This window comes from Cupriavidus sp. 05N40 (assembly GCF_056397305.1).
Map to the genome: position 1 here is coordinate 1 of NZ_JBFTND010000036.1, position 25,219 is coordinate 25,219.

Here is a 25,219-nt window from a genome sequence, read left to right on the forward strand (position 1 = left end):
CCTCAAGGCCGTGCGCACCACCGCCGTGCGCGAAGGCGACGAGTACGTGATCAACGGCAGCAAGACCTTTATCAGCAACGGCCTGAACGCCGACCTGATCATCATGGTGTGCAAGACCGATCCCGGCGCCGGCTCGCGCGGCGTCAGCCTGATCGTGGTGGAAGCGGAGCGCGACGGCTTCCGCCGCGGCCGCAAGCTCGACAAGGTGGGCCAGTACGCGCAGGACACCGCCGAGCTGTTCTTCGACAACGTACGCGTGCCGGTGGCCAACCGCCTCGGCGAAGAAGGCAAGGGCTTTGCCTACCTGATGGGCGAGCTGCCGCAGGAGCGCCTGAGCATCGCCGTGGGCGCCGCCGCCAAGCTGGAAGTGTGCCTCGAGCACACCATCAACTACGTGAAGGACCGCAAGGCCTTCAACCAGACCGTGTGGGACTTCCAGAACACCAAGTTCAAGCTGGCCGACATCAAGGCGCAGGCCGTGGCGGTACGCCTGCTGGTGGACCACTACCTGGCCGAGCACGTGCGCCGCCGCCTGACGCTGGAAGAAGCCGCGATCGCCAAGCTGTATGCCACCGAAGCCCTGGGCCGCGCGCTCGACGAGATGGTGCAGCTGCACGGCGGCTACGGCTACATGCTCGAGTACCCGGTGGCCCGCGCCTTCGTCGATGCGCGCGTGACGCGGATCTATGGCGGCACCAGCGAGGTCATGCGCGACCTGATCTCGCGCAAGCTCTGAACATGCCAGCGCAATCCCAAGCAAGCGAAGGAAGAATGACATGACTCGTAAAGTATTCGTCGCCGGCGTCGGCATGGTCCCGTTCAAGAAGCCCGGCACCAGCGAAACCTATGACACGATGGGCGCGATTGCCATCCGCCAGGCACTGGAGGATGCCGGCATCGACTACGCCGACGTGCAGCAGGCCTATGCCGGCTACGTCTATGGCGATTCCACCTGCGGCCAGAAGGCGCTCTACCAGGTCGGCATGACCGGCATCCCGGTCATCAACGTCAACAACAATTGCGCCACCGGCTCGTCCGCGCTGTTCCTGGCGCGGCAGGCCGTGCAAAGCGGCGTGGTCGACTGCGCACTGGCGGTGGGCTTCGAGTTCATGGTGCCGGGCGCGCTGAAATCCGCCTGGACCGACCGCGCCAGCGCGCTGGAGCGCGCCAACAACCTGGTCGACGAACTGGTCGGGCGCCCCGACGGCCTGAGCAACGCCATCCGCCAGTTCGCCGGCGCCGGCATGGCGCACATGAAGAAGTACGGCACCAGGCTGGAAACCTTCGCCAGGATCCGCGCCAAGGCCAGCCAGCACGCCGCGCGCAATCCGCTGGCGGTATTCCGCAACATCGTGAGCACCGAAGACGTGATGGCCGCGCCGATGCTGTGGGACGGCGTGCTGACGCGCCTGATGGCCTGCCCGCCGACCTGCGGCGGCGCCGCCGCGATCGTGGTCTCGGAAGAATTCGCCCGCAAGCATGGCCTGCGCACCGACGTGCTGATCGCCGCCCAGGCGCTCACCACCGATGTGCCCGCCACCTTCGACACCAGGGACATGATCCGCGTGGTGGGCGCGGAGATGACGCGCTCGGCCGCCAGGAGCGTCTATGAACAGGCCGGCATCGGCCCCGACGATATCGATGTGATCGAGCTGCACGACTGCTTCGCGCAGAACGAGCTGCTGACCTACGAAGGCCTTGGCCTGTGCAAGGAAGGCGAAGGCGAGAAGCTGGTCAACGACGGCGACAACACCTATGGCGGACGCTGGGTCGTCAACCCGTCGGGCGGCCTGCTGTCCAAGGGCCACCCGCTCGGCGCCACCGGCCTCGCCCAGTGCTACGAGATGACCCACCAGATCCGCGGCACCGCCGACCAGCGCCAGGTGGAAGGCGCCAAGGTGGCGCTGTCGCACAACCTGGGCCTGGGCGGCGCGTGCGTCGTCACGGTCTACAAGAAGCACGGATGACGATGCCCGGCGTCCGGCCGCAACTCCCGGACGCCGGACCCCGGACCCCGACCCTTCCCCTGCCCCGACGGAATCCCTGACATGATCGACAAGAAATTCATCGGCAAGGTGATTGCGGATTTCCGCACCACCGCCGCCCCCAGCCAGCTGCGCTTCTTCGCCAAGGCCACCGGCGAGACCAACCCGGTCTATACGGACGAGTCCGCCGCGCGCGACGCCGGCCACCCGGCCCTGCCGCTGCCTCCTACCTTCCTGTTCTCGCTGGAGCTGGCGCARCCGCCGAGCGGCTGGCGCGACGAGCTTGGCATCAAGGTCGAACGCATCCTGCACGGCGAGCAGTCCTTCATCTACCACCGCATGGCCTATGCCGGCGATACGCTGCACCTGCAGACCCGCATCTCCGACATCTACGAGAAGAAAGGCGGCGCGCTGGACTTCGTGGTGCGCGAGACGCGCGTGACCAACCAGGCCGGCGAGCACGTGGCCGACCTGCGCAGCGTGCTGGTCCAACGCAACGGCTGAAACGGAGAATCCGAATGAACAATCTGAGCTTCGACCAGATCCAGGTCGGCGATACCCTGCCCCCGCTGACGCTGGGAGCGGTCAACCGCACCACGCTGGCGCTGTTTGCCGGCGCCTCGAACGACCACAACGCGATCCATATCGACACCGACTTCGCGCGCAAGGCCGGCATGCCAGACGTGTTCGCGCACGGCATGCTGTCGATGGCCTACCTGGGCCGCCTGCTGACCCTGTGGGTGGACCAGCGCCAGTTGCGCGAGTTCGGCGTGCGCTTCGTCGGCATCACGCACCTCGGCCACCGCATCACCTGCAGCGGCCGTGTGGTGGAAAAAATGGAAAAGAACGGCGAGCGCCGCATCAAGCTGGAAATCCAGACCGCCAACCAGTATGGCGAAACCAAGATCCTCGGCGACGCTGTCGTCGCGCTGTAACTACTTGATACTCAGGAGACAAGACATGGGAACACTTGACGGCAAGGTGGCACTGGTCACCGGTTCGGGCCGCGGCATCGGCAACGCCATCGCCAGGCGCCTGGCCAGCGAAGGCGCACGCCTGGTGATCAACGACCTGGACGCCGAGCCGGCGCACCAGACCGTGGAAGAACTCAAGGCCATGGGCGTCGAGGCCGTGGCCTGCGTGGGCAACGTGAGCGCGCCGGATTTCGCCGAGCGCTTCGTCAACACCGCGATGACGAACTTCAAGAGCATCGACATCCTCGTCAACAACGCCGGCTTCACCTGGGACGACGTGGTGCAGAAGATGAGCGACGAGCAGTGGTACGCCATCCTCGACTGCCACATGACCGCGCCCTTTCGCATCCTGCGCGCCGCCTATCCGCACATCAAGGCCTTGCACRCCGCCGACCAGGAAGCCGGGCGCGAGGTCTACCGCAAGATCGTGAATATCTCGTCGACCTCGGCCCTCAACGGCAACGCCGGCCAGATCAACTACTCCGGCGCCAAGGCCGGCGTGATCGGCATGACGCGCGCCATCGCCCGCGAATGGGGCCGCTTCAACGTCAACGTCAACGCCGTGGCGTTCGGCCTGATCCACACGCGCATGACCTCGGCCGATGCCAAGGCCGGCGCCACGGTGAACATCGACGGCCGCGACATCCGCGTCGGCCTGAATCCGGAAATGCTCAAGACCCACGCCCAGCGCAACCCGCTCGGCCGCGGGGGCACCCCGGAAGAAGCCGCCGGTGGCGTGTACCTGTTCTGCTCGCCGGACTCGAACTACATCACGGGCCAGACCATCGCCGTGGCCGGCAACCTGCAGTAAGCCGCCCTGCCGCCGGTGGCCGCGCCCCAGAGGCGCGACCACCGGCGCGTTCAGGGGACATCCGTCCCGCGCGTCGATTCTTGCGCCACCACCCTGTTTCTGCCGTCGTCCTTGGCCGCATATAGCCTCCGGTCTGCGACCGCGACCAGTTCGCCAAGATCGCGGCATGCGTCGGCAATCAGCTCCGCCACGCCAATCGACACCGTGAATCGAATCTCCCGGCCGGGTGCGGTCTCCGGCAAGGTCGCCTCCGGGAGCGTACACACAGCCTGGGCAATGGCAAGCCGCATCCGCTCCGCAATCCGCGCAGCTTCATCCAGCGAGGTATCCGGCAGCAGGACGCAGAATTCCTCCCCGCCGTAGCGAGCCACCAGATCCTGCGGCCGCGCCACTGCCCGCGTCACGGTTGCCAGTGTCTTGAGGGCCTCGTCGCCGGCCGCATGGCCCCAGCTATCGTTGACATGCTTGAAGTGGTCGATATCGATCATCAACAGCGAGATGGGCCGCTCGATGCGGCGCCCCCGCGTGAGGACATCGAAGTCCGCTTCCAGCCGCCGCCGGTTTGCCAGTCTGGTCAGCGCGTCCACGCGCGTGAGCTCCCGCAACTGGTCGCCCAGTATCATCTGCCGCTTCAGCAACTGGTCGACCACGGCAAGCGTCGCCCACAGCAGGAGGCCCAGCAGTAGCCAGATACCGGCGAACGGCACGCTGAACTGGCCGACCACGGCCAGGAACAACGTTCCCGCCGGCACATGGTCGAGCAGCACGAGGTCGGCGTTTTCCAGCTTTCTGTACAGGAGAAAGTCCTGGCGGACACTCAACATACCGCCGCCAGCCCGGAACAGCGTCGGGACCGCCAGGCCGCTCCAGTATGCCGGCAGCGTCTTCAGCCAGCTTTCGTCCGTGACGGTAAACGTGCTCTCGCTCGATGCGATGAGCGTTCCGCGCCGGTCCACGAGCGCGCGGGTATCGTCGTGGCTGGTCGCGGCATGCAGGTAGTCCTGGATGCGTCTCTGCGGGATCTCGAATACGATGGCACCGCGAATCGCGCCGTCGAGGATCACCGGGGTGGCAAACAGCAAAAGCGGTCCCGCAAGGCTTCTTCGCCCAAGGACCGGGTCGAAGATCACGTCGTGGTCCGGCAGGCGTTCTCGCGCGGGGCTGAACAGCCCCGATGAAGCGAACAGCTCGACAAAGGCGGCGACCTGCTCGTCCGCCACCGGCGGGYAGGCAACGACAACGCCAGTTGCCGAAACGAAGAAGGCATGCGCCAGATCCGCGCTCATCCGATACTGGACGGCCAGCAACTGGCTCATCACGCGGGACAGCTTCAGATCCTCGAGCAGGGTCGAGTCCCGGCGGCCCAGCCCGGGAATCCGCCTCAGTTGCTGCGAGCCGATGCCGCGGACCGGCGCATCGGCATCCGGCACCTGGAGGCTCCACAGCGGATTGTCCTGCGCGGCGAGCGCCTTGCGCAGCGGCTCGTCCGCTGCCGGATCGACCTGCGCCGATTGCTCGGCGAGATAATGCTGGGCGCTGTTGCGCAGAAAGCGCATCTGTCGCTTGGCGCCGCGAATATCGGCGTCCAGCGCCAGGCCCTGCAGTTCCAGCCGATGCGCGCGCAGATCCAGTTCTCGTGCACGGACAAGGAAATACTGGCGCCCGGCAAGAACCAGCGTAACGATGAACACCGCCGCGAAGCACAGGACGACCGCCTGGCGAGGACGCGACCTTGCGCGGCGCCAGACTGTGCGTGGAGTCGTACGCGGTGGCGCGCCAAGGTGCATGCCTGTTCTCCGATGCCGTAGTGCCCGACGCGGTGCCCGATCCTGCGACCGGACCGCATAGCTGCGAAGACAGTGTAACGCCGCAATCGCCGCAGAAGGCTGCGGCATGCCTTCACGCCCGACCGCGGGCTCAGGCTCGAGGGCGGATGAAGGCGATGAAGGCGATGAAAGCGGATGAAGGCACTCGCGAGTGCGGTGCCTTCGAAGCCCGTTGCGGGACTACGCTCAGGCGCGCGGGCCGAAGCCGCGGTAAGGCAGCAATGGAATGACATGCAGGATCTGCAGCATGCCGGCCTTCACCAGCGGCAGTGAATCCACCATCGCCTGTGCCTCGCCAAGGCTGCCAGCTTCGAGGATGGAGACGGCGCCGCGTTCGTCGCCGCGATACCAGATCTGGCGCAGGTGGCCTTCGGCATACAGCGTGCGGGCGCGCTGCGCCTCGTCTTCGAGATACGGTGCGAAATCGGCGTCGGCGTACAGGTCCGTGCGCATGCGGGAAAGAGCCAGGAATTGCATGTCGGGTCTCACTGGTTGGCAAATCGATCAGGGGAACCGCCGCCCGCTCATTCGGCGGCTGCGCCGGAGCTGCGGATCACGGCCGCCCATTTCGGGATTTCGCGCGACAGGTGCGTGCGCATGGCCTCGGACGAGCCGCCTTCCGGCACGGCGCCAAGCGTGGCGAGGCTTGCCCGCACCGACGGGTCGCGCAGCGCGGCATTCACCTGCCTGTTCAGCGCATCGACGATCGCCGGCGCGGTGCTCGCGGGGGCAAAGAGCCCATACCAGGACTTCACCTCGAAGCCCGGCAGGCCCGATGCAGCCACGGTCGGCACGCCGGGCGCGAACGCCTGCGGCTGGCTGCTGGTGACTGCCAGCGCGCGCAGCTTGCCGCTCTTGATGAAGGGCAGCACGGACGGTGCGTTGTCGAACATCACCTGGACCTGCCCGGCCATGAGGTCGGTCAGGGCCGGCGCGCTGCCCTTGTATTGCACGTGCTCCATRCGGATGCCGGCCATCGACTTGAACATCTCGCCGGACAGATGCGTCGACGAGCCGACCCCGGACGAGCCGAAGTTGACCGCGTCGGGGTGGGCCTTGGCATAGGCGATGAAATCGGCGACCGATTTCACGGGCAGTGCCGGATTGACCACCATCACATTGGGAAAGCTGGTCACCAGGGCCACGGGGATGAAGTCCTTCTGGATATCGAAGGACAGCTTCCTGTACAGCGTGGCGTTGATGGCGTTGGCATTGGAGCCAAGGAACAGGGTGTAGCCGTCGCTGGTGGAGCGGGCCACCGAGTTGGCCGCGATGCTGCTGGCCGCGCCGGGACGATTCTCCACGACGAAGGGCTGGCCCATCTGCACGGAGAGGCGGCTTGCCAGCAGCCGCGCCACCGAGTCAGCGGAGCCGCCAGGGGCATAACCCACCACGATCCTGACCGGTTTGGAAGGATAGGCCGGCTGCGAGGCTGCCAGCAGCGGTGTCATCAGGCCAAGCATGGCGAACAGGACTCGGGAAATGCGTTTCATGGGTGTAGACCGGAAGAATGGCGAAATCAAGGAAAGTCGGGCGGCGGGGGCTCACGCGACGGGCAGGTAGCGCTCTACCAGCCGCGCCCAGAAGGCCGCGCCGACCGGCAGGTTGTCGTCGTTGAAGTCGTAGCCAGGGTTATGGACCATGCACCCGCCCTCTCCCGCGCCGAGGCCGACGCCGTTGCCCAGGCGCAGGAAGCAGCCCGGCCGCTCCTGCAGCATGAACGCGAAGTCCTCGCTGGCCATCACCTGCTCGAAGCTGGCGTCGACGCCTTGCGCGCCGACCAGCTCTCGCGCCACCTCGATGGCGAAGGCGGTCTCGGGCTCGCTGTTGACGACGACCGGGTAGCCATAGATATAGTCCACCTCGGCGCTGGCGCCGTAGCTCAGCGCCTGCGCCTGGACCAGCGCCTCGATGCGCGTGCGCAGCAGCTCGCGCACGGCAGGGTCGAAGGAGCGCACGCTGAGTTCCAGCGTCGCCGAGGCAGGTATCACGTTGTTCGCCGAGCCGGCGCGCAACACACCGACGGTGACCACTGCCGTGGAGGCGGGATTCACGTTGCGGGCCACGATGGTCTGCAACGCCATCACGATGCTCGACGCGACCACCACGGGATCGATGCTCAGGTGCGGGCGCGCGGCGTGGCTGCCCTTGCCGTGCACGGTGATGGTGACCTTGTCGCCGGCAGCCATGAAGGCGCCGCTGCGGAACAGGAACCTGCCCGCCGGCTCGCCCGGATGATTGTGCATGCCGAAGACGGCGTCGCAGGGGAAACGCTTGAACAGGCCTTCTGCGATCATGCGCTGCGCGCCGCTGTCGACGCCCGCTTCCTCCGCGGGCTGGAAGTAGAGCCTCAGGGTGCCATCGAACCTCCGCTGCGCCGCCAGATACTGCGCGGCGCCCAGCAGCATCGTGGTGTGGCCGTCGTGGCCGCAGGCATGCATGATGCCGGGCATCCGGCTGGCGTGCGGCAAACCCGTCGCTTCCTGGATGGGCAAGGCGTCCATGTCGGCGCGGATGCCGATGCTGCGGCCGCCGTTGCCGGCCTGCAGGCTCGCCACCACGCCGGTGCCGCCGACACCCTCGACCACGTCGTAGCCCCACTCACGGAGCATGCGGCTGACCAGCGCGGCCGTTTCCAGCTCGTTGTAGGCCAGCTCGGGGTGCTGGTGTATGCGGCGGCGGATCGCGCGAAGACCTTGGGCGCTGGCCTCGAGGTCACTCACATTGCAGAAGTGGGGGGCGGACGACATGGCGTTGGGCGTTGCTCTTTGGTGGAATCGATGGCGGATTATTGGCCCGCCCAATTGGTACGATCAATGTATGATTTCGGTGATTACCGTTGCTTTCAAGTCAACAGACAGGGCAGCAGACAAGGCAGCAGACAAGTCAACTGACGACGCAGAAGACTGACGCAGAGACAACCCCGGACACTGCAGATTTATGGCGAATACGACCTTGAACGAGAAGCGCCTGGCCTACTTCTATGAAGCCGCCAGTTGCGGATCGCTGCGCGGCGCGGCAGACCGCATGAACGTCGAGCCATCCGTGGTCAGCAGGCAGATCCAGCAGCTGGAGAACGAACTCGGCGTGGCGCTGTTCGAGCGCAAGGGSCGCGGCGTGGTGCCCACCGAAGCGGCAGCGCTGGTGATGGATCACTGCCGCAATCGGCTGGCCAGCGAAGAGGCGCTGCGCGAGCGGCTGGACGACCTGGGCGGATTGCGCCGCGGCTCGCTGCGCATCGTGGCCGGCGAAGGGTATGGCGATCTCCTTATGGACGGCATCCTCGACGTATTCTGCCGGCAATACCCGGGCGTGCAGGTGTCGGTGGAGTTCGCCAGCGCCGCCGAGGCCGTGCGCATGGTGACGGCTGACGAAGCGCATATCGGCGTGGTCCTGAGCCCGCCGGCCGATGCGGGCATCCGCGTCGTCAGCGAGCGTACGCAGCCGATCTGCGCGGTGGCCTGGGCCGGCCATCCGCTGGCGCAGGCGCGGCGGCCCCCCACGCTGCAGGATATCAGCGCCTATCCCGTCGCCACCATGGGCCCGGGATTCGGCCTGCACCAGCTCGTGCGCCTGGCCGAGTTCACCGAAGGTGTGCAGCTCATCCCGGCTTTCACGACCAGCTCCATCGCGATGCTCAAGCGCTTTGTGGTCGCCCGGCTCGGCGTGACCTTCCTGTCCGGCAGCGCGGTGGCGAGCGAGGCCGCGCGCGGTGAAGTGGTCGCGGTGCGGACGGCGAACCAGGCGCTGGAATCCGCCCGCACCAAGGTCATGGTGCGGGCCGACCGGCCGCTGACGGCGGCCGGCAAGCGGATGCTGGCGCTCATCGAAGCCGCGATGAATCGCCCCGTTGGGCCGGCTGCCGGCCGCCGCAAGGGCTAGCCCGGCGCCAGGCCGGCTTGCGGCGAGCGACTTGCGGAACGACCCGGGCTTGCCGAAATACCGCGGCAACCTGTACAGCCCGCCATTGATCCGCGCCCTGCGCGGACGGAATCATCGCCGCGCAAACCCGCATTGATAGCAGGACCAGCTCGCGCAGGCCGCGCAGATGAGCGAACAAGGGATCGGCGCGGGTGATCGCATCATGGCTAGCGCACGACACTGACGCGGCAATCTGCGTTCGGCGTCACCGGGCCCCGCGACGCGGCCCTTGATGCACGCAGGGATAGCCGGCCGGCCCACCCATCAGGGTAAATACCCCCTCGCCAGCCCTTGGCCACTTCCGATGCCTGCCCTACAATTTATCACACGATCACTAATCGATCGATCAATAGCAAGGGTACCCATGGCAATCACCAAACTCGCGCACTTCTCTATCCGCAGCACCGATCTCGAGAAGTCCTGCGCCTTCTATCAGCGCATCCTCGGCTTCAGGCGGGGCTACCGCCCGCCTTTCGATTTCCCCGGCGCGTGGCTCTACATGGGCGGCGACGAAGGCGACTTCGGCACCGTGCACATTATCGGCATCGACCCCGACAACCCTGCAGGCCTGGCTGCCTATCTTGGCGAACGCGCATTGCCGGAAGCCGGCACCGGCACGCTCGACCACATCGCCTTCCTGGCCACCGGCGTCGCCGACATGTGGGCCACGCTAAAGGCCGAGGGCATTGCGTGGCGGGACCGCACCGTGCCCAGCCTCGGCCTGCACCAGCTCTTCATCGAAGACCCGTCCGGCGTCACCATCGAACTGAACTATCCCGCAGCCGAGGTTGCGGGCCTTGAAATGCCGGGCGCCGCGGACAGCGCGCGCAGCCTCGAAACTGCAGGAGAGTGATCATGACAACCATGTCGAAGCGGCCGAAGGCCATCGTCGTCGGCGGTTCGCTGGGCGGGCTGTTCGCCGCCAACCTGCTTGCCCGCGACGGGTGGGAAGTCGAGGTCTTCGAGCGGGTTACGGAAGCGCTCGCAGGGCGCGGCGCCGGCATTGTCACGCACCCGGAATTGTTCGAGGCGCTTGGCGCGGCCGGCGTCGAGGTGGACGACTCGATCGGCGTGCAGGTCAAGTCGCGGCTCACGCTGGCCCGGGACGGCAGCGTGCAGTCGCAACGCGAGATGCCCCAGACGCTGACGGCGTGGGGCAAGATGTACCACGTGCTGCGCTCCGCCTTCTCGGGCGGCAGCTATCGCCCGGGCGCAACCGTGGTCGCGGTCGACAGCCAGCCGGACCGCGCCACGGTTACGCTCAGCGACGGTTCCATGCATTTCGCCGACCTGGTCATCGCCGCCGACGGCTTCCGCTCCGCGCTGCGGGAACGCTTCCTGCCCGAGGTCAAGCTCCAGTACGCGGGTTATATCGCGTGGCGCGGGCTGGTGGATGAAACGCTGCTCAGCCAGCCCACGCGCGACATGCTGTTCGAGAAGTTCGCCTTCTGCCTGCCTGCGCACGAGCAGATCCTCGGCTACCCGGTTGCCGGCCAGGGCAACAGCACGCAGCCCGGCGAGCGCCGCTACAACTTTGTCTGGTACCGCGCCACCAGCGAGGATATCGACCTGCCTGACTTGCTCACCGACGCCAGCGGCAAGCGCTGGCCGGGCGGCATTCCGCCCGCGCTGATCCGCCCCGACGTGCTGGCCGACATGGAGCAAGCCGCACTGACGCTTCTCGCCCCGCAGTTCGGCGAGGTCGTGACCAAGACCGCACAGCCGTTGTTCCAGCCCATCTTCGATCTCGAGGTGCCGCGCATGGCGTTCGACCGCGTGGCGCTGCTCGGCGACGCCGCCTTCGTGGCGCGGCCACACTGCGGCATGGGCGTGACCAAGGCCGCGGGCGACGCCATGGCGCTGATAAAAGCCCTGAAGAGCCACGATTCGGTGCCGTCGGCGCTGGAGACCTATAGCGCCGAGCGCGTGCAGGTAGGCATGGCGATCGTCCAGCACGCCCGCCACCTGGGCGCATATATGCAGGCACAACTCAAGGACGAGACCGATCGCCAGATGGCGGAGCGCTATCGCACGCCGGAAGCCGTCATGCGCGAGACGGCGGTGTCGACGCGGTTCTGACCGCCATGCCGCCTCGACATGCATCGACATCCCGGGTGGCAGCGCCTTGCAGCGCTCCCCGCAGCCTGCCGAAACGCCGCCCGGCATCACATACGCCCCCAATGGAGACAACCGTGGAACATACCGCCACAAGCTACCCGCCCGCCGCCCGCAAGGCGGAACCGCCGCCCCCGCCCGCGCGGAACCCGCTGCTCAACGATCCCCGGTTCCAGTCCCTGGTGCGCACGCGGCGTACCTTCGCATGGACGCTCACCGCCCTCATGCTGGCCGTGTACTTCGGCTACATCCTTACGCTGGCCTTCAACCCGGCGCTGCTGGGCCRGCCCCTCACGCCCGGCCTGCCGACCAGCGTGGGCATCCCGGTCGGCTTCGGCATGTTCGCGGTGACCTTCCTCCTGGTGGCGGTGTACGTGCATCGCACCAATACGGTCTACGACAAGCTGATCAGCGACATCAAGCAAGGGGCAGCAAAATGAAGCGCATCTTCCTCTCTCCGGCCTTGCTGCTGGCCGCGCTGCCGGCGTTGCCGGCCCATGCCGCGACATCCGCGGTGGGCCAGGGCCTGAACCTCATCGCCATCGCCATGTTCCTGGTGTTCGTCGCGTCGACGCTGGTGGTGACGCGCTGGGCCGCGAAGAAGAACAACAGCGTGGCCGACCACTATGCCGCGGGCGGCAAGATCACCGCCATGCAGAACGGCTGGGCCATCGCCGGCGACTACATGTCCGCGGCTTCCCTGCTCGGCATCTCGGCGCTGGTGTTCACGAGCGGCTACGACGGCCTGATCTACTCGATCGGCTTCCTCGCGAGCTGGCCGATCATCCTGTTCCTGATCGCCGAGCCGCTGCGCAACCTCGGCCGCTTCACGCTGGCGGACGTGGTCTCGTACCGGCTGCAGCAGCGGCCGATCCGCGCGTTCTCGGCATCGAGCTCCATCGTCATCGTGCTGCTGTACCTGGTCTCGCAGATGGTCGGTGCCGGCAAGCTGGTCGAGCTGCTGTTCGGCTTCAACTACACGGCCGCGGTGGTGCTGGTCGGCGTGCTGATGGTCGTCTATGTCTTCTTCGGCGGCATGCTGGCCACCACGTGGATCCAGATCATCAAGGCCGTGCTGCTGCTCGCCGGCGCTGCCTTCATGGCCTTCATGGTCCTGAGCCGCTTCGGCTTCAGCCTGAACGCGCTGTTCTCGCAAGCGATCGTGGCCCACGGCAAGCATGCGGCGATCATGAGCCCGGGCGGCCTGGTGTCCGATCCGGTCTCGGCGGTGTCCCTGGGCCTGGCGCTGATCTTCGGCACCGCGGGCCTGCCGCACATCCTGATGCGCTTCTTCACCGTCGGCGACGTCAAGGCCGCGCGCAAGAGCATCCTGTACGCGACCGGCATCGTCGGCACCGGCTATGCGCTGATCATCATCATCGGCTTCGGCACGATCGCGCTCGTCGCCACCGATCCGCTCTATCACAACGCGTCGGGCGCGGTGATCGGCGGCGTCAACATGGTCGCGGTGCACCTGGCGCACGCGGTGGGCGGCAACGTCTTCCTCGGCTTTATCTGCGCGGTGGCGTTCTCGACCATCCTGGCCGTCGTGGCCGGCCTTGCGCTGGCAGGCTCCTCGGCCATTTCGCATGACCTCTATGCCAAGGTCCTGCGCCAGGGTGCCGCGACGGACAAGGAGGAAATGCGGGTTTCCCGGATGACGACGCTCGTGCTTGGCGTGCTCTCCATCCTGCTTGGCATCCTGTTCGAGAAGCAGACCATCGCCTTCATCGTCAGCCTGACCTTCTCCATCGCCGCCAGCTCCAACTTCCCGGTGCTGCTGCTGTCGATCTACTGGCGGGGACTGACGACCCGCGGCGCCGTGATCGGCGGATCGCTGGGCCTGCTGACCGCGGTGGTGCTGACGGTGCTCAGCCCCACCGTCTGGGTGCAGGTCCTTGGCCATGCGACCGCGCTCTACCCTTACGAGTATCCCGCGCTGTTCTCCATGCTGGTTGCCTTCGGCGGCATCTACGTGTTCTCCGTGACCGACAGGTCCGCGCGCGGCGCGCGCGAACGCGGCGCCTTCGACAACCAGCTGGTGGACTGCGAGCTCGGCCTGATCAAGCAGGGCTGAACAGTGCATCCAGAAAAAGGGGAATCGAAACATGGCCGCGATCGAAGTCAAGGTGCCTCAACTATCCGAATCGGTCTCCGAAGGCACCTTGCTGCAATGGAAGAAAAAAGCAGGCGATGCCGTTGTGCTCGACGAGATACTTGTCGAGGTCGAGACCGACAAGGTTGTGCTCGAAGTGCCCTCCCCCGCCAACGGCGTGCTGGCCCAGATYGTTCGCGGCGACGGCGCGACGGTCAAGGCCGAGGAGGTGATCGCGACCATCGACCCTAGCGGCAAGGCCGCCGCGCCTGCACCGGCCGCGGCCGCGCCGGCTCCCGCGGCTGCCCCGGCACCCGCGGCTGCAGCAGCCACGGCCACCGTGGCCACGGATTTCGACGTGATCGTGATCGGCTCCGGCCCCGGCGGCTACATCGCGGCGATCCGCGCGGCGCAGCTCGGCATGTCGGTGGCCTGCATCGAGGAATGGAAGAACCCCGCGGGCAAGCCGAAACTCGGCGGCACCTGCCTGAACGTCGGGTGCATCCCGTCCAAGGCCTTGCTGGCGTCGTCGGAGCAATACGAGAACGCCCTCCAGCATCTTGCCGATCACGGGGTGAAGGCGAAAGGGGTGACGCTTGACCTCGACACGATGATCGGCAGGAAGGCCGCCATCGTCGAGAAGATCACCGGCGGCGTCGAGTTCCTGTTCCGCAAGAACAAGATCACCTGGATCAAGGGCCACGGCAAGTTCCTGGGGCGCGCCGACGGCGCCATCAGCGTCGAGGCCGGCGAAGCCGGCAGCGCCAGGCCCTACACGGCCAGGCATGTGATCATCGCGACCGGCTCGAAGGCGCGGCATCTTCCCGGCATTCCGGTCGACAACAAGATCGTCTCCGACAACGAAGGCGCCCTCGCCTTCGACTCCGTACCCAAGAAGCTCGCCGTGATCGGGGCCGGGGTGATCGGCCTGGAGCTGGGCTCCGTCTGGCGCCGGCTTGGCGCGGAGGTCACCCTGCTCGAAGCGCTGCCGACCTTCCTCGGCGCGCTCGACGAAGCGGTGGCGAAGGAAGCGGAAAAGCTGTTCAAGAAGCAGGGCCTGACCATCCATCTCGGGGTCAGCATCGGGGACGTGAAGATCACCAAGAAGGGCCTCACGATCCAGTACAAGGACAAGGACGGCRCCGGCCAGACGCTGGAGGCCGATCGCCTCATCGTCTCCGTCGGCCGCGTCCCCAACACGGACGATCTCGGCCTCGACACGGTAGGGTTGTCGACGGATGAGCGCGGCTTTATCCCGGTGGACGATCACTGCGCCACCGCCATCCCCGGCATCCACGCGATCGGCGATGTCGTGCGCGGGCCGATGCTGGCGCACAAGGCAGAAGACGAAGGCGTGATGGTGGCCGAGCGCATCGATGGCCAGAAGCCGCACCTGGACTACAACTGCATTCCCTGGGTCATCTACACCGAACCGGAGATCGCCTGGGTCGGCAAATCGGAGCAGCAATTGAAGGCGGAGGGCCGCGAGGTCAGGTCGGGACAGTTCCCCATGATGGCGAACGGGCGCGCGCTGGGCATCGGCAAGACGGAGGGCTTCGTGAAGATGATCGCGGATGCCAAGACCGATGAGCTGCTCGGCATCCACGTGATCTCGGCCAATGCCTCCGACCTGATCGCGGAGGCGGTCGTGGCCCTCGAGTTCAAGGCATCTTCGGAGGATATCGGCATGCTCAGCCATCCGCACCCCTCGTTGTCCGAGGTGATGCGCGAGGCCGCGCTCGCCGTGCGCAAGCGCGCCTTGAATATCTAGGGGCCCTGGCCTTGCCATGCCTGGACCAGTACCGCCGCGTCTCGCAATTTATCATCTGATTGGTACAATGCAGCCAGCACTCCGCACGGGAATGCCCTGCACAGGTGGATGAATGAATCGAGACGCGGCTTCACCCAAGAACGATGCCCCGGCAAAGACCGGCAAACGATTGCTTCCGGAGGAACGGGAGCAGCAGATCGTCCAGAAGGCCATCGAACACTTCACCCGCAACGGCTTCTCCGGCAGCACCCGGGAACTCGCGAAGCAGATCGGCGTCACGCAGCCTCTGCTGTACCGCTACTTCGAGAGCAAGGAGGCACTGATCGACCGGGTGTACAACGAGGTATTCCAGTGGCGCCCCGACTGGGAGCGACAGATCGCCGACCGCTCGACGCCGCTGACCGAACGCTTGTATGCGTTCTATCTCGACTACGCGTCCGTCATCCTGCGGGAAGAATGGATCCGCGTGTTCATCTTTGCCGGCCTGACGCGCGAGGGCATCAACAACAAGTATCTCAACAAGCTGCGCAGCAAGGTGTTCCTGCCCGTGCTGGCCGAAGTGCGGGCGGAGTTCGACATCCCCGAGCCGCGCAACACCGCCGAACTCGACGCCGAGGTCGAGATGRTCTGGAGCCTGCACGCCTCCATTTTCTATCTCGGCGTGCGCAAGTGGGTCTATGGCCTGAAGGTTCCCGCCGACGTCGCCACCGATGTGCGCCTGAAGGTCGATATGTTCCTCCACGGCGCACCCGCCGTGATGCGCACCTTGCGCAAGCCGCGCGCCTGACGACCGGCCAGCCGGACCCTCCCCCGACGCTGGAGCCATGATCATGGACAAGCTGCTGGCATTGAAGATGTTCGTCGAGACCGTCGACGCCAAGGGGTTTTCCTCCGCCGCCCGCAGGCTGAACCTCGCCACGTCGTCCGTGACCCGGCTGATGGACAACCTGGAGGAGGAACTCGGCGCCGTCCTGCTGAACCGCTCGACCCGCCAGGTCACCGTCTCCGAAGCCGGCGCCGCCTACTACCAGCGCGCGCGAAAGATCCTGGACGCGGTGGCGGAGGCGGATGCGCTTATCGCCGACCGCGGCGATACGCCGGTCGGCCAGCTCCGCGTTTCCCTGCCGGTTGCGTTCGGGCGGCGCTGCATCGCGCCGTTCCTGGGCGGACTGCTTGCACGCCACCCCAAGCTCGAACTTGAGGTCACGCTCACCGACGACATCGTCGACCTGCTCGGCGAGCGCATCGACCTGTCCATCCGGCTCGGCAGCGCGGCCGCGTTCGACGACGTGGTTGCACGGCAGATCGGCGTATTCCGCCGCAAGGTGGTGGGCAGTCCCGGTTATCTGCAGCGGCGTGGCCTGCCGGCCGCGCCGTCTGACCTGCTCGGGCACGAATGCCTGCGTTTCAGCTATGGCGCCGGCCAGCAGGTCTGGACGTTCCTGCGCGACGCGGAGGAAGTCCAGGTGCCCATCCCGGGCAACTTCAGGAGCAACAATGCGGAAGTGCTGCGCGAACTGGCCCTGGCCGACGGCGGCATCGCCCTCGTGCCTGACTGGCTCGTCGGCGAGGACATCCAGGGTGGCCGGCTGACGTCGCTGTTCGAGGACTGGACCGTCAATCCCAACCGGGCCAGCTCGGCCATTTCCGCCCTCTACCTGCCGAACCAGCGTGGCTCCAGGCGCATCGGTGCCTTCCTCGATTTTCTCGCGCGGATTCCGGGGCCGACGAACCGGGACGCCACGACCGCATAGGCTTGCCGCCTGGCGTCCCGCATCCGCGCGCGCCGTCTCCGCGCGGCTGGCCATGGCGCGATCCCATCTGTTCTGGCTCGCCCTGTCAACAACAGGACCCGGGTGGCAGCGGCAGCACCGTAGCCATCACAGATCCAGGCATAAGCTGCTGCTGCCTACCGGCGGCGCCGGCGGTCTGGGCCGTGCGGCCGAATTCGGGCGCGTACTCCACATCCGACCAGGCAAACGGCATGGCGCCAGGCGTGCGGCGCGCTTCCCGGACGCGGAACCGCAACAGGCGCTGCGCCCCCTGGAATGCCGACAGTTCGGGCCCTTCCCATATCACCTCGGCGGTCACCACGAGGTAGAGGATATCGCCCGACGCGAGGTCGACGAACAGAAGCCCGGCGCGCGGATCGTGCAGCAGGTTGCCGATCGTATTGAAGAACCGGTTGCCGCTGTAGTCCGGCACGGTGATGGCGCCGTCGTCCCCGACCTGGACGAAACCGGGCAGGCCGCCCCGATGGGATACATCGGCGCCGCCGGACATGCCGGCGGATGCATCCGCATTGGCGCTGGCGACAAAGAACGTGTCGGCGCGCGCCAGCAGGCTCCGGTCCGCATCGGATAGCGCGCCGGCACGCAACACACGGGCCCGCGAGGCGGATGGCGTCCGGGCCACGGGCACGGGCGTACGGCGCTGGATGTACTGCGCGCAGTTGCCGAAGCTCTGGCTGACCCTGAGCGTGAACGCATCGCCATCCGCTGCGCTGACCACGCCGTTGACGCGGTTCCTGCGCCGGGTCTGCGGCTGGATGCCCAGCCCGCCCACCATCGCGCCTGGCAACCAGGTGCCCGCCAGGGGATCGCCGGGCAGCGCCGCGCCGCCAATGCGAAGCGTGCACGGATCCGGCGACGACACGAATCCGGGCTCGCCGGCCCTGATCGTTGCCCAGGGCTGGCCCTGCGCATCCAGCCCGCCCAGCACCAGGAACGGCAGCGTCGCATAGAACTCCCGGTGCTGCTCCGGCATGTAGGTGCGAATGCCGCGCCGCCCGCTCCGGTCGGCCATCTCGCGCACGCCCGCATGCTGCTGGGCCAGCAGCTCGGTGGCGTGGAACGGGGATTGCGGGCCGGGCCATCCCGGCGGCGGTGCGGCATTCTGCGACATGGTCGTTCTCCCTCAGGCAGCCAGCGCGGCAGCCTTATCCGGCCAGCAAGCCGGCCTTGGTCACGGGCATGCCGGCGAAGCGGGGCAATGCCTCGATGCGGCGCAGCCATGCGCGCAGGTTCGGATAAGGCTCGAGCGACACGCCGCCTTCCGGGGCATGGGCGATATAGGTGTAGGCGGCGATGTCCGCGACGGTGGGCACCGAGCCAATGGCGAACGGGCTGGTGGCGAACCCGGCTTCGATCACTTCGAACAGGTTGACCGCGATCTTCCTGGCCGCTTCATGGTCCAGCGGCGCCCCGAACACGGTCACCAGGCGGGCGGCGCAGGGGCCATAGGCGATCTGCCCCGCGGCAAGCGAAAACCAGCGCTGCACCGCGGCGGCGCCAAGCTCGTCTTCGGGCAGCCACGCCGCATCGCCATAGCGCCTTGCCAGGTACACCAGGATCGCATTCGAGTCATACAGGACCGTATCGCCATCCTGGATCGCCGGTACCTGGCCGAAAGGGCTGATGGCGAGGAATTCCGGGCGGCGGTTGTCCTTTGCTTTCATGTCGATCTCGGTGACCTCGAACGGCAGGTCGAGCAAGGTCAGGAAAAGGCGAACCCGGTGTCCATGGCCCGAGAGGCGGGTGGTGTACAGCCGGATCGGCGCAACAGGCTTGGTCTTGGTTGGCATCTGTGTCTTTGCTTGGGTTGGAGCGCCCTGGACGGCGGGCGCGGACGGGACGGGTTAGCGCGAAAGCAGAGCCTACCCCTTGGGATTGGCCGCCGGAAGATAGATAATCGCGGAAACATAGTCCTTCTGGACAGGACAATTCAACCCCAGCGGACAGCGCACCCCGGATCCCGCCGCGGTGCCGGCAGAGTGGAACATGACCGATCTCCAGCACGTCAACCTGAATCGCCTCGCCATCTTCGTCGCCGTGGTCGAGACCGGCTCGATGACTTCGGCGGCCGAGCGCCTCGGGCTGGCCAAGACAGTGGTCAGCAGCCATATGCAGCGCCTGGAGGCCGAGATCGGGGCGAGCCTGCTGCACCGGACCACGCGGCGCCTGAGCGTGACGGACTCCGGCAAGGCCTTCTACCAGGCGTGCCGGCAGATCATCGCCACCGCCGAGAGCGCCATCGCGGACGCGGYGGGACGCACCGGCCCCCTGCGCGGCGCCCTGCGCGTGAGCGCGCCGATCGACTACGGCTCGCTGGTCGTCGCGCCGGCGCTGGTTGCCCTGCGCGCGGCCCAGCCCGCGCTGGAGATCGAACTGGCCTGCAACGACCGCTATGTGGACCTGATCGCGGAACGTGTCGACGTTGCCATCCGGCTTGGCCGCCTGCAGGATTCGAACCACCGGGCCGTCAGGCTCGGCAGCTTCGTCAAATGGCTGGTGGCCAGTCCCGGCTTCGTGAAGGCGTGGGGACAGCCACGCTCCCCGCTCGACCTGGCCGGCCTGCCCTGCGTGGCGTTGTCGATCTTGCCAAGACCCCATTCGCTGACCCTGCGCAATGGCCAGCAGCAACAGCAGACCCTGCGCTGCACCAACCTGCTGATGGCCAACACGGCCCACGCGTGCCGCGCGGCCGTGCTCGCCGGCGGCGGCTTCGGCCTGCTCACGGACTTCTCGGTGCGGGAGGATGTGCAGGCCGGGCGCCTTGTGCGTCTTCTGCCGGACTGGGAGACCGAGGCCGCGGGTATCCAGGCCATCTTCCCGCCGACCAGCCACCCGCCCCCGAAGGTCATGGCGTTTATCGACGCGCTGCGCGGATACCTCGAACACCGCTGAGGCAGGTCCCGAATTCGACGGCAAGCGCCACGCTTGCCACCGGGACACGCCTTCACCCCCCGCACCGTCCAAGACGGATATCGAGGCCTTGCCGAAGGGCCCCGGTGCATAAGGCAACGGCACGACGGCGCTGACTTGCCGCCGTGGCCAGCGCGTGCCGGCCTCCCGCGCAAGGAGGCCGCTTTTCGTTTGCCGCGCCGCGGCAGCGCCGGTCTGCGGCACCCGCATCGCTTCGAGCGCCAGTCGCGGCCTTGCTCCCGGCGCAACGCTGAGTTGCGCGGCGCTCCCATTCCGCGCAGCCGCCCAAGGGCCTACCTTAGTGACACCGCAATACGCAATACGCAGTGCGCAGTGCGCAGTGCGCAATGCGCAATACCCAAAAAACAAAAAACAAAACGCAATGCGATTCTCTCCAAATCCTTGATCGAAGGAGCCTTATCTTGAACAAGCATCTCTTTACGCCGATTTCCGTGGGCAATATCTCGCTGGCACACCGCGTCGCGATGGCGCCGCTTACCCGCTCGCGCGCCGGGCAACCCGGCAATGTGCCCACTGCGATGAATGCCGAGTACTACCGGCAGCGCGCCTCGGCCGCCCTCATCATTTCCGAGGCGGCCCAGATCTCGCAGCAAGGGCAAGGCTATGCCTGGACACCCGGCATCTACAGCCAGGAACAGGTCGAAGGCTGGCGCAAGGTGAGCGAGGCCGTGCATGCCGAAGGCGGCAAGATGTTCCTCCAGCTCTGGCACGTCGGACGGGTCTCGCACCCGGTGTTCCAGCCCGGTGGCGCGTTGCCGGTCGCCCCGAGCGCGCTGCCGGTCCCCGGCAAGACATTCATCGTCGACGAGCACGGCAATGGCGTCTGGGGCGACGTGCCCGTGCCGCAGGAACTGACCACCGAAGGGATCAGGCAGATCGTGGCTGACTATCGCCAGGCAGCCCGCAACGCCATCGCCGCCGGCATGGACGGCGTGGAGATCCACGCAGGGAATGGCTACCTGCTCGACCAGTTCATCAACTCGAACAGCAACCAGCGCAACGACGGCTATGGCGGCAGCATCGAGAACCGCGCGCGCCTGTTGCTGGAAGTCGTGGACGCCATCAGCGAAGAAGTCGGCGCCGGCCGGGTTGCCGTGCGCCTGACGCCCATGGGCCGCTTCATGGGCATGGGCGACGAAACGCCGGAAGCAACCTACGGCCATATCGTGCGCCGGCTCAGCGAGCGCAGCCTGGCGTACCTGCATCTGGTGGAGCCGGCCATGGTCGGGGTGGTGAAGGATGAGAACTTCGACCCGCGCTGGGATGCCATCATCCAGGCCCTGCGCAACGATTACGACGGCGTACTGATGCTCGCCGGCGGCTACGACGGCGCCAGCGCGGAGCAGGCCATTGCCGACGGGCGTGCCGACCTCATCGCTTTCGGGCGGCCCTTTCTCGCCAACCCGGATCTCCCGGCGCGCCTGAAGGGAAACCATCCCCTCAATGCGCCTGATGCGGCATCGTTCTTCGGCGGGACGTCGGCGGGTTACCTTGACTATCCGGCGCTCGGCTGAGCGGGGCTGGAGGCCGAAACGCGCCCRCACCGGGTCTGCCGCGCGCGGCCCGACGGGCGGCGCGGGCCCGGGAGCGGGCGCCTTTTAACACAAAGACATGACACTTTAGTTGCGCTGCCGCCGCAAAGCCTCCTCAAGCGCCGCGCGACGGGGTACTATGATCCATCTGGTCGCCCCCCGGCGGCGATCCTCACCAGAACAGGATTGAAGTCGAATATGGCAGAAGGCTCGGGTGTCCCACTCCAGAACGCCCCGTCCCTCCCCTTGCCGCAGAGTGATTCTAATGGCACTCCGGCGGATTTCCTTGCCAGCGCCGACGCCCGGCAATCCTTCCTCAATCGTGTCGCCAGCCAGCTGGAATTCAACCGGCGCGTGCTGTTCCAGGCAGAGGACCGCGAGATCCCGCTGCTGGAACGGCTGCGTTTCCTGTGCGTGTTCAGCAGCAACCTCGACGAGTTCTACGAGATCCGCGTCGCCGGCCTCAAGGAGCAGATCAAGCTGCAGGCTGCGCTGCCCGGCCCCGACGGGCTGGACCCGCGCCAGGTCTATGCGCTGCTCAGCGCGCGCGCCCACAAGCTGGTGGCCGAACAATACCGGCTGTTCAACGAGGTCCTGATCCCGGAACTGGCCACCGAGGGCATCCGCTTCCTGCGGCGCCCGGAGTGGACCGGGCCGCAAGCCGAGTACATCCGGGACTTCTTCTTCCGCGAGCTGATGCCGATGCTGACGCCGATCGGCCTCGATCCGGCGCACCCGTTCCCGCGCGTGCTCAACAAGAGCCTGAATTTCGCCGTGGAACTGGATGGCAAGGATGCCTTCGGCCGCGAGGCCGGATCGGCGATCGTGCAGGCGCCGCGGGCGCTGCCCCGCGTCATCCTGCTGCCGAGCGAGATCTCCGGCTGCGAGCATGGCTTCGTGTTCCTGTCGTCGATCCTGCATGCCCATGTGTGCGAGCTGTTTCCGGGCATGCGCGTGCGCGGCTGCTACCAGTTCCGCGTCACCCGCAACAGCGACCTGTTCGTCGACGAGGACGAAATCAAGAACCTGCGCGATGCGCTGCAGGGCGAGTTGCCGCAGCGGCACTATGGCGATGCCGTGCGACTCGAAGTGGCGGACAACTGCTCCGACGAGATGACGCGGTTCCTGCAGAAGCAATTCGGGCTCGAGGACACCGAAGTCTTCTCCGTCAACGGCCCGGTCAACCTGGTGCGGCTGATGCCGGTGCCGGACAGCGTCGCCCGCGATGACCTGAAGTACCCGCAGTGCCGGGCCGGACTGCCGAAGGCCCTGCAAGACCAGACCGACATATTCCGCGCCATCCGCGATGGCGATATCCTGCTGCACCACCCCTTCCAGTCGTTCATGCCCGTGGTGGATTTCATCCGCCAGGCGGCGGAAGACCCGGATGTCATGGCGATCAAGCAGACGGTGTACCGGGCCGGCAACGACTCGGCGCTGCTCGACGCGCTGATCGGCGCCGCACGCCGCGGCAAGGAAGTCAGCGTGGTGGTGGAGCTGCTGGCGCGCTTCGACGAAGAGGCCAACATGAACTGGGCCGCCCAGCTCGAGGAAGCCGGCGCGCACGTAGTGTATGGGGTGGTGGGCTACAAGGCCCATGCCAAGATGGCGATGGTGGTGCGGCGCGAAGGCGAAAAGCTGCGCCGCTATGTGCATCTGTCCACCGGCAACTATCACTCGCAGACTGCGCGCAACTTCACTGACATCGGCCTGTTTACCTGCAAGGAAAGCATCGCCTGCGACGTGGCCAACGTGTTCTCGCAACTGACCGGACTGGGCCATCCCGGCACGCTGGCCCATCTCTGGCAGGCGCCGTTCACCATGCACACGTCGCTGCTCGAGGCGATCCGCCGCGAAGCCAAGCACGCCAAGGCGGGCCGCAAGGGCTTCATCATCGCCAAGATGAACGCACTGCTGGAGCCGAAGATCATCCAGGCGCTGTACCAGGCGTCCTGCGACGGCGTGCGCATCGAGCTGATCGTGCGCGGCGCCTGCGCGCTGCGGCCCGGCGTGCCGGGGATGTCGGAGAATATCCGCGTGCGCTCGGTGCTCGGGCGCTTCCTCGAGCACGAGCGGATCTTCTACTTCTACAACGACAAGGCCGAAGACGTGCGCCTGTCCAGCGCCGACTGGATGGAGCGCGATTTCTTCCGCCGCATCGAGATCTGCTTCCCGATCCTGGACAAGGCCCTGAAAAAGCGCGTGATCGAAGAAGGGCTCAAGCGCTACCTCAAGGACAACCGCGACACCTGGGAACTGGAAGCGGATGGCAACTACCGGCGCCGCCGCGGCCGCCGGCAAGTCTCGGCCCAGTGCGCGCTGCTTGCCGAGCTGGCATAGCATCGGCCGTGCCCGCCTTACCCGCATCGCYTGCCGCACCCGCCACGCCCGCCACAACTTCAATGCCCGCCTCTGCCGCCGCCCGGCAGGCCGCCCGCACCGCGGCCAGCCTGCGCTTCGACCTGACCACCATGCGGCTGTTCATTGCCACTGCGGAAAGCGGCGGCATCACGCGCGCCGCCGAGCAGTTGTGCCTGGTCCCGGCCGCGGCATCGCGCCGTATCCGCGAACTGGAGGCGCAACTCGGCCTGCCCCTGTTCGAGCGCCGCCCGCACGGCATGGCGCTGACCGATGCGGGCCGCGCCATGCTGGCGCACGCGCGCAGCCTGATCCACGCCGTCGACCGCATGCAGGACGATGCCGCCGCCTTCCTGCACGGCGACCGCGGCGTGATCCGTATCGCCGCCTGCACCTCGGCCGTGGTGCAGTTCCTGCCCGCCGATCTCGGCCGCTGCCACGCGGCGTGGCCCGACATCAAGGTCGACCTGCAGGAGCTCAACAGCGTGGGCGTGATCCRGGCGGTCAAGCGCGGCCTGGCGGACGTGGGGGTCTATGAAAGCACGGTCGGGCCGGTCGCCCTGCCATCGCTGCCTTACCGCGAAGACCGCCTGGTGCTGGTGGCGCATCACGCGCACCCGCTGGCCGGATCGCGCAAGGTTGCCATCGACGACCTGCTGGCGCATGAAGTGATCGGCCTCACCGAGGGCGCCTCGATCTCCATCACGCTCGGCCGCCTGGCCGTGGCCGCCAGCCGGCCGCTGCGCATGCGCATCCGCGTGGGCAGCTTCGACAGCATGATCGCCATGATCGCGGGCGAGATCGGCATCGGCATCATGCCCGCCCACGTGGCAACCATGTTCGCGCGCGGCAAGACCTTCCGGCATATCGCCATCGACGAGGCCTGGGCCTGCCGCCGCTTCGTGCTGTGCCACCAGCCGCACGCCGAGCTGTCTTCGGCGGCACGCGCGCTGATCCCGGTCCTGACGGCGGGGTCGGCGGCAGCTTCGTCCGCGGATTCACCAAATGTGAACGCAGCAACGGCGAAAGACTGATGGCCGCTGCCGCCCCGGCGCGGCATAGTGCGGGACAGCACACACCATCGCAGTCAAAAAATACGCGTGCCCA

The 25,219-nt window shown here is 66.9% G+C and carries 22 protein-coding genes and 1 pseudogene; 17 read left to right on the forward strand and 6 right to left on the reverse strand.

The features are described 5' to 3' along the window. From AC1DO7_RS10800 to AC1DO7_RS10820, 5 genes are all read left to right on the forward strand, one after another. The coding region (locus AC1DO7_RS10800; RefSeq protein WP_477116086.1) for an acyl-CoA dehydrogenase family protein at positions 1-736 on the forward strand (736 nt) is incomplete at its 5' end. A 40-nt stretch (positions 737-776) separates the two neighbouring features. Then, positions 777-1,967 carry a lipid-transfer protein gene (locus AC1DO7_RS10805; protein WP_441614839.1) on the forward strand — a complete coding sequence of 397 codons (1,191 nt, stop codon included), beginning with the start codon at positions 777-779 and terminating at the stop codon, positions 1,965-1,967. 81 nt (positions 1,968-2,048) lie between these two features. Then, positions 2,049-2,489 carry a MaoC family dehydratase N-terminal domain-containing protein gene (locus tag AC1DO7_RS10810; RefSeq protein WP_441614841.1) on the forward strand — a complete coding sequence of 147 codons (441 nt, stop codon included), beginning with the start codon at positions 2,049-2,051 and terminating at the stop codon, positions 2,487-2,489. Positions 2,490-2,503: 14 nt separating this feature from the next. Beyond that, a complete protein-coding gene (locus AC1DO7_RS10815; RefSeq protein ID WP_441614843.1) occupies positions 2,504-2,920 on the forward strand; it encodes a MaoC family dehydratase in 417 nt (138 codons plus the stop codon). 25 nt (positions 2,921-2,945) lie between these two features. Further along, positions 2,946-3,770, forward strand: a complete 825-nt coding sequence (locus AC1DO7_RS10820; protein ID WP_477116087.1) for an SDR family NAD(P)-dependent oxidoreductase — start codon at positions 2,946-2,948, stop codon at positions 3,768-3,770. Between the two features lie 50 nt (positions 3,771-3,820). On the opposite strand, the gene AC1DO7_RS10825 is transcribed toward AC1DO7_RS10820, so the two are convergent. The 4 genes from AC1DO7_RS10825 to AC1DO7_RS10840 all read right to left on the reverse strand — a co-directional run bounded on the left by AC1DO7_RS10825 (position 3,821) and on the right by AC1DO7_RS10840 (position 8,346). Further along, the gene (locus AC1DO7_RS10825; protein WP_477116088.1) at positions 3,821-5,557 is read right to left on the reverse strand and encodes a diguanylate cyclase; all 1,737 of its coding nucleotides are present in this window, start codon (positions 5,555-5,557) and stop codon (positions 3,821-3,823) included. A 225-nt stretch (positions 5,558-5,782) separates the two neighbouring features. Beyond that, positions 5,783-6,073: a muconolactone Delta-isomerase family protein gene (locus AC1DO7_RS10830; RefSeq protein WP_441614849.1), complete on the reverse strand. Its 291-nt coding sequence runs from the start codon at positions 6,071-6,073 to the stop codon at positions 5,783-5,785. 47 nt (positions 6,074-6,120) lie between these two features. After that, positions 6,121-7,089 (reverse strand): tripartite tricarboxylate transporter substrate binding protein, encoded by a 969-nt coding sequence (locus AC1DO7_RS10835; RefSeq protein ID WP_441614851.1) that lies wholly within the window; start codon positions 7,087-7,089, stop codon positions 6,121-6,123. Between the two features lie 51 nt (positions 7,090-7,140). After that, positions 7,141-8,346 (reverse strand): M20 aminoacylase family protein, encoded by a 1,206-nt coding sequence (locus AC1DO7_RS10840; RefSeq protein WP_441614853.1) that lies wholly within the window; start codon positions 8,344-8,346, stop codon positions 7,141-7,143. A gap of 190 nt (positions 8,347-8,536) precedes the next feature. Between AC1DO7_RS10840 and AC1DO7_RS10845 the strand changes: the two genes are divergently transcribed. The 8 genes from AC1DO7_RS10845 to AC1DO7_RS10880 all read left to right on the forward strand — a co-directional run bounded on the left by AC1DO7_RS10845 (position 8,537) and on the right by AC1DO7_RS10880 (position 17,252). Further along, a complete protein-coding gene (locus AC1DO7_RS10845; protein ID WP_441614855.1) occupies positions 8,537-9,478 on the forward strand; it encodes a LysR family transcriptional regulator in 942 nt (313 codons plus the stop codon). Positions 9,479-9,881: 403 nt separating this feature from the next. Next, complete coding sequence (locus AC1DO7_RS10850) at positions 9,882-10,370, forward strand: VOC family protein (RefSeq protein ID WP_441614857.1); 489 nt, start codon at positions 9,882-9,884, stop codon at positions 10,368-10,370. Positions 10,371-10,372: 2 nt separating this feature from the next. Next, positions 10,373-11,596, forward strand: coding sequence for an FAD binding domain-containing protein (locus AC1DO7_RS10855; RefSeq protein WP_441614859.1), 1,224 nt, complete (start codon positions 10,373-10,375; stop codon positions 11,594-11,596). A 113-nt stretch (positions 11,597-11,709) separates the two neighbouring features. Beyond that, on the forward strand, positions 11,710-12,072 hold the full coding sequence (locus AC1DO7_RS10860; RefSeq protein ID WP_477116089.1) for a DUF485 domain-containing protein: 363 nt from the start codon (positions 11,710-11,712) through the stop codon (positions 12,070-12,072). After that, the gene (gene actP / locus AC1DO7_RS10865; RefSeq protein ID WP_441614863.1) at positions 12,069-13,709 is read left to right on the forward strand and encodes a cation/acetate symporter ActP; all 1,641 of its coding nucleotides are present in this window, start codon (positions 12,069-12,071) and stop codon (positions 13,707-13,709) included. Before AC1DO7_RS10860 ends, actP begins: the two co-directional genes overlap by 4 nt. 31 nt (positions 13,710-13,740) lie before the next feature. After that, on the forward strand, positions 13,741-15,498 hold the full coding sequence (lpdA, locus tag AC1DO7_RS10870; RefSeq protein WP_477116090.1) for a dihydrolipoyl dehydrogenase: 1,758 nt from the start codon (positions 13,741-13,743) through the stop codon (positions 15,496-15,498). Between the two features lie 112 nt (positions 15,499-15,610). Further along, the gene (locus tag AC1DO7_RS10875; RefSeq protein ID WP_477116091.1) at positions 15,611-16,285 is read left to right on the forward strand and encodes a TetR/AcrR family transcriptional regulator; all 675 of its coding nucleotides are present in this window, start codon (positions 15,611-15,613) and stop codon (positions 16,283-16,285) included. A gap of 43 nt (positions 16,286-16,328) precedes the next feature. Further along, positions 16,329-17,252, forward strand: coding sequence for a LysR family transcriptional regulator (locus AC1DO7_RS10880; protein ID WP_441614869.1), 924 nt, complete (start codon positions 16,329-16,331; stop codon positions 17,250-17,252). Between the two features lie 109 nt (positions 17,253-17,361). On the opposite strand, the pseudogene AC1DO7_RS10885 reads toward AC1DO7_RS10880, so the two are convergent. Then, a pseudogene (locus AC1DO7_RS10885) lies at positions 17,362-18,402 on the reverse strand (pyridoxamine 5'-phosphate oxidase family protein); the annotation flags it as partial. A 34-nt stretch (positions 18,403-18,436) separates the two neighbouring features. Next, positions 18,437-19,081, reverse strand: a complete 645-nt coding sequence (locus AC1DO7_RS10890; protein ID WP_441614871.1) for a glutathione S-transferase family protein — start codon at positions 19,079-19,081, stop codon at positions 18,437-18,439. A gap of 196 nt (positions 19,082-19,277) precedes the next feature. Here AC1DO7_RS10890 and AC1DO7_RS10895 point away from each other — a divergent pair, with 196 nt between their 5' ends. The 4 genes from AC1DO7_RS10895 to AC1DO7_RS10910 all read left to right on the forward strand — a co-directional run bounded on the left by AC1DO7_RS10895 (position 19,278) and on the right by AC1DO7_RS10910 (position 25,146). Further along, complete coding sequence (locus AC1DO7_RS10895; protein ID WP_477116092.1) at positions 19,278-20,183, forward strand: LysR family transcriptional regulator; 906 nt, start codon at positions 19,278-19,280, stop codon at positions 20,181-20,183. Between the two features lie 440 nt (positions 20,184-20,623). Continuing rightward, positions 20,624-21,736, forward strand: coding sequence for an alkene reductase (locus tag AC1DO7_RS10900; RefSeq protein ID WP_441614875.1), 1,113 nt, complete (start codon positions 20,624-20,626; stop codon positions 21,734-21,736). A 216-nt stretch (positions 21,737-21,952) separates the two neighbouring features. Next, a complete protein-coding gene (gene ppk1 / locus AC1DO7_RS10905; protein WP_441643277.1) occupies positions 21,953-24,094 on the forward strand; it encodes a polyphosphate kinase 1 in 2,142 nt (713 codons plus the stop codon). A gap of 62 nt (positions 24,095-24,156) precedes the next feature. After that, the gene (locus AC1DO7_RS10910; RefSeq protein ID WP_477116093.1) at positions 24,157-25,146 is read left to right on the forward strand and encodes a LysR family transcriptional regulator; all 990 of its coding nucleotides are present in this window, start codon (positions 24,157-24,159) and stop codon (positions 25,144-25,146) included. The last annotated feature ends 73 nt before the right edge of the window (positions 25,147-25,219 follow it).

What these genes read in the sequence shown, in the direction of transcription:
- AC1DO7_RS10805 (WP_441614839.1), top strand. Translation starts at nt 777, where the DNA reads ATGACTCGTAAAGTATTCGTCGCCGGCGTCGGCATGGTCCCGTTCAAG.
- AC1DO7_RS10815 (WP_441614843.1), top strand. Translation starts at nt 2,504, where the DNA reads ATGAACAATCTGAGCTTCGACCAGATCCAGGTCGGCGATACCCTGCCC.
- AC1DO7_RS10830 (WP_441614849.1), bottom strand. Translation starts at nt 6,073, where the DNA reads ATGCAATTCCTGGCTCTTTCCCGCATGCGCACGGACCTGTACGCCGAC.
- AC1DO7_RS10840 (WP_441614853.1), bottom strand. Translation starts at nt 8,346, where the DNA reads ATGTCGTCCGCCCCCCACTTCTGCAATGTGAGTGACCTCGAGGCCAGC.
- AC1DO7_RS10850 (WP_441614857.1), top strand. Translation starts at nt 9,882, where the DNA reads ATGGCAATCACCAAACTCGCGCACTTCTCTATCCGCAGCACCGATCTC.
- AC1DO7_RS10855 (WP_441614859.1), top strand. Translation starts at nt 10,373, where the DNA reads ATGACAACCATGTCGAAGCGGCCGAAGGCCATCGTCGTCGGCGGTTCG.
- actP (WP_441614863.1), top strand. Translation starts at nt 12,069, where the DNA reads ATGAAGCGCATCTTCCTCTCTCCGGCCTTGCTGCTGGCCGCGCTGCCG.
- AC1DO7_RS10880 (WP_441614869.1), top strand. Translation starts at nt 16,329, where the DNA reads ATGGACAAGCTGCTGGCATTGAAGATGTTCGTCGAGACCGTCGACGCC.
- AC1DO7_RS10890 (WP_441614871.1), bottom strand. Translation starts at nt 19,081, where the DNA reads ATGCCAACCAAGACCAAGCCTGTTGCGCCGATCCGGCTGTACACCACC.
- ppk1 (WP_441643277.1), top strand. Translation starts at nt 21,953, where the DNA reads ATGGCAGAAGGCTCGGGTGTCCCACTCCAGAACGCCCCGTCCCTCCCC.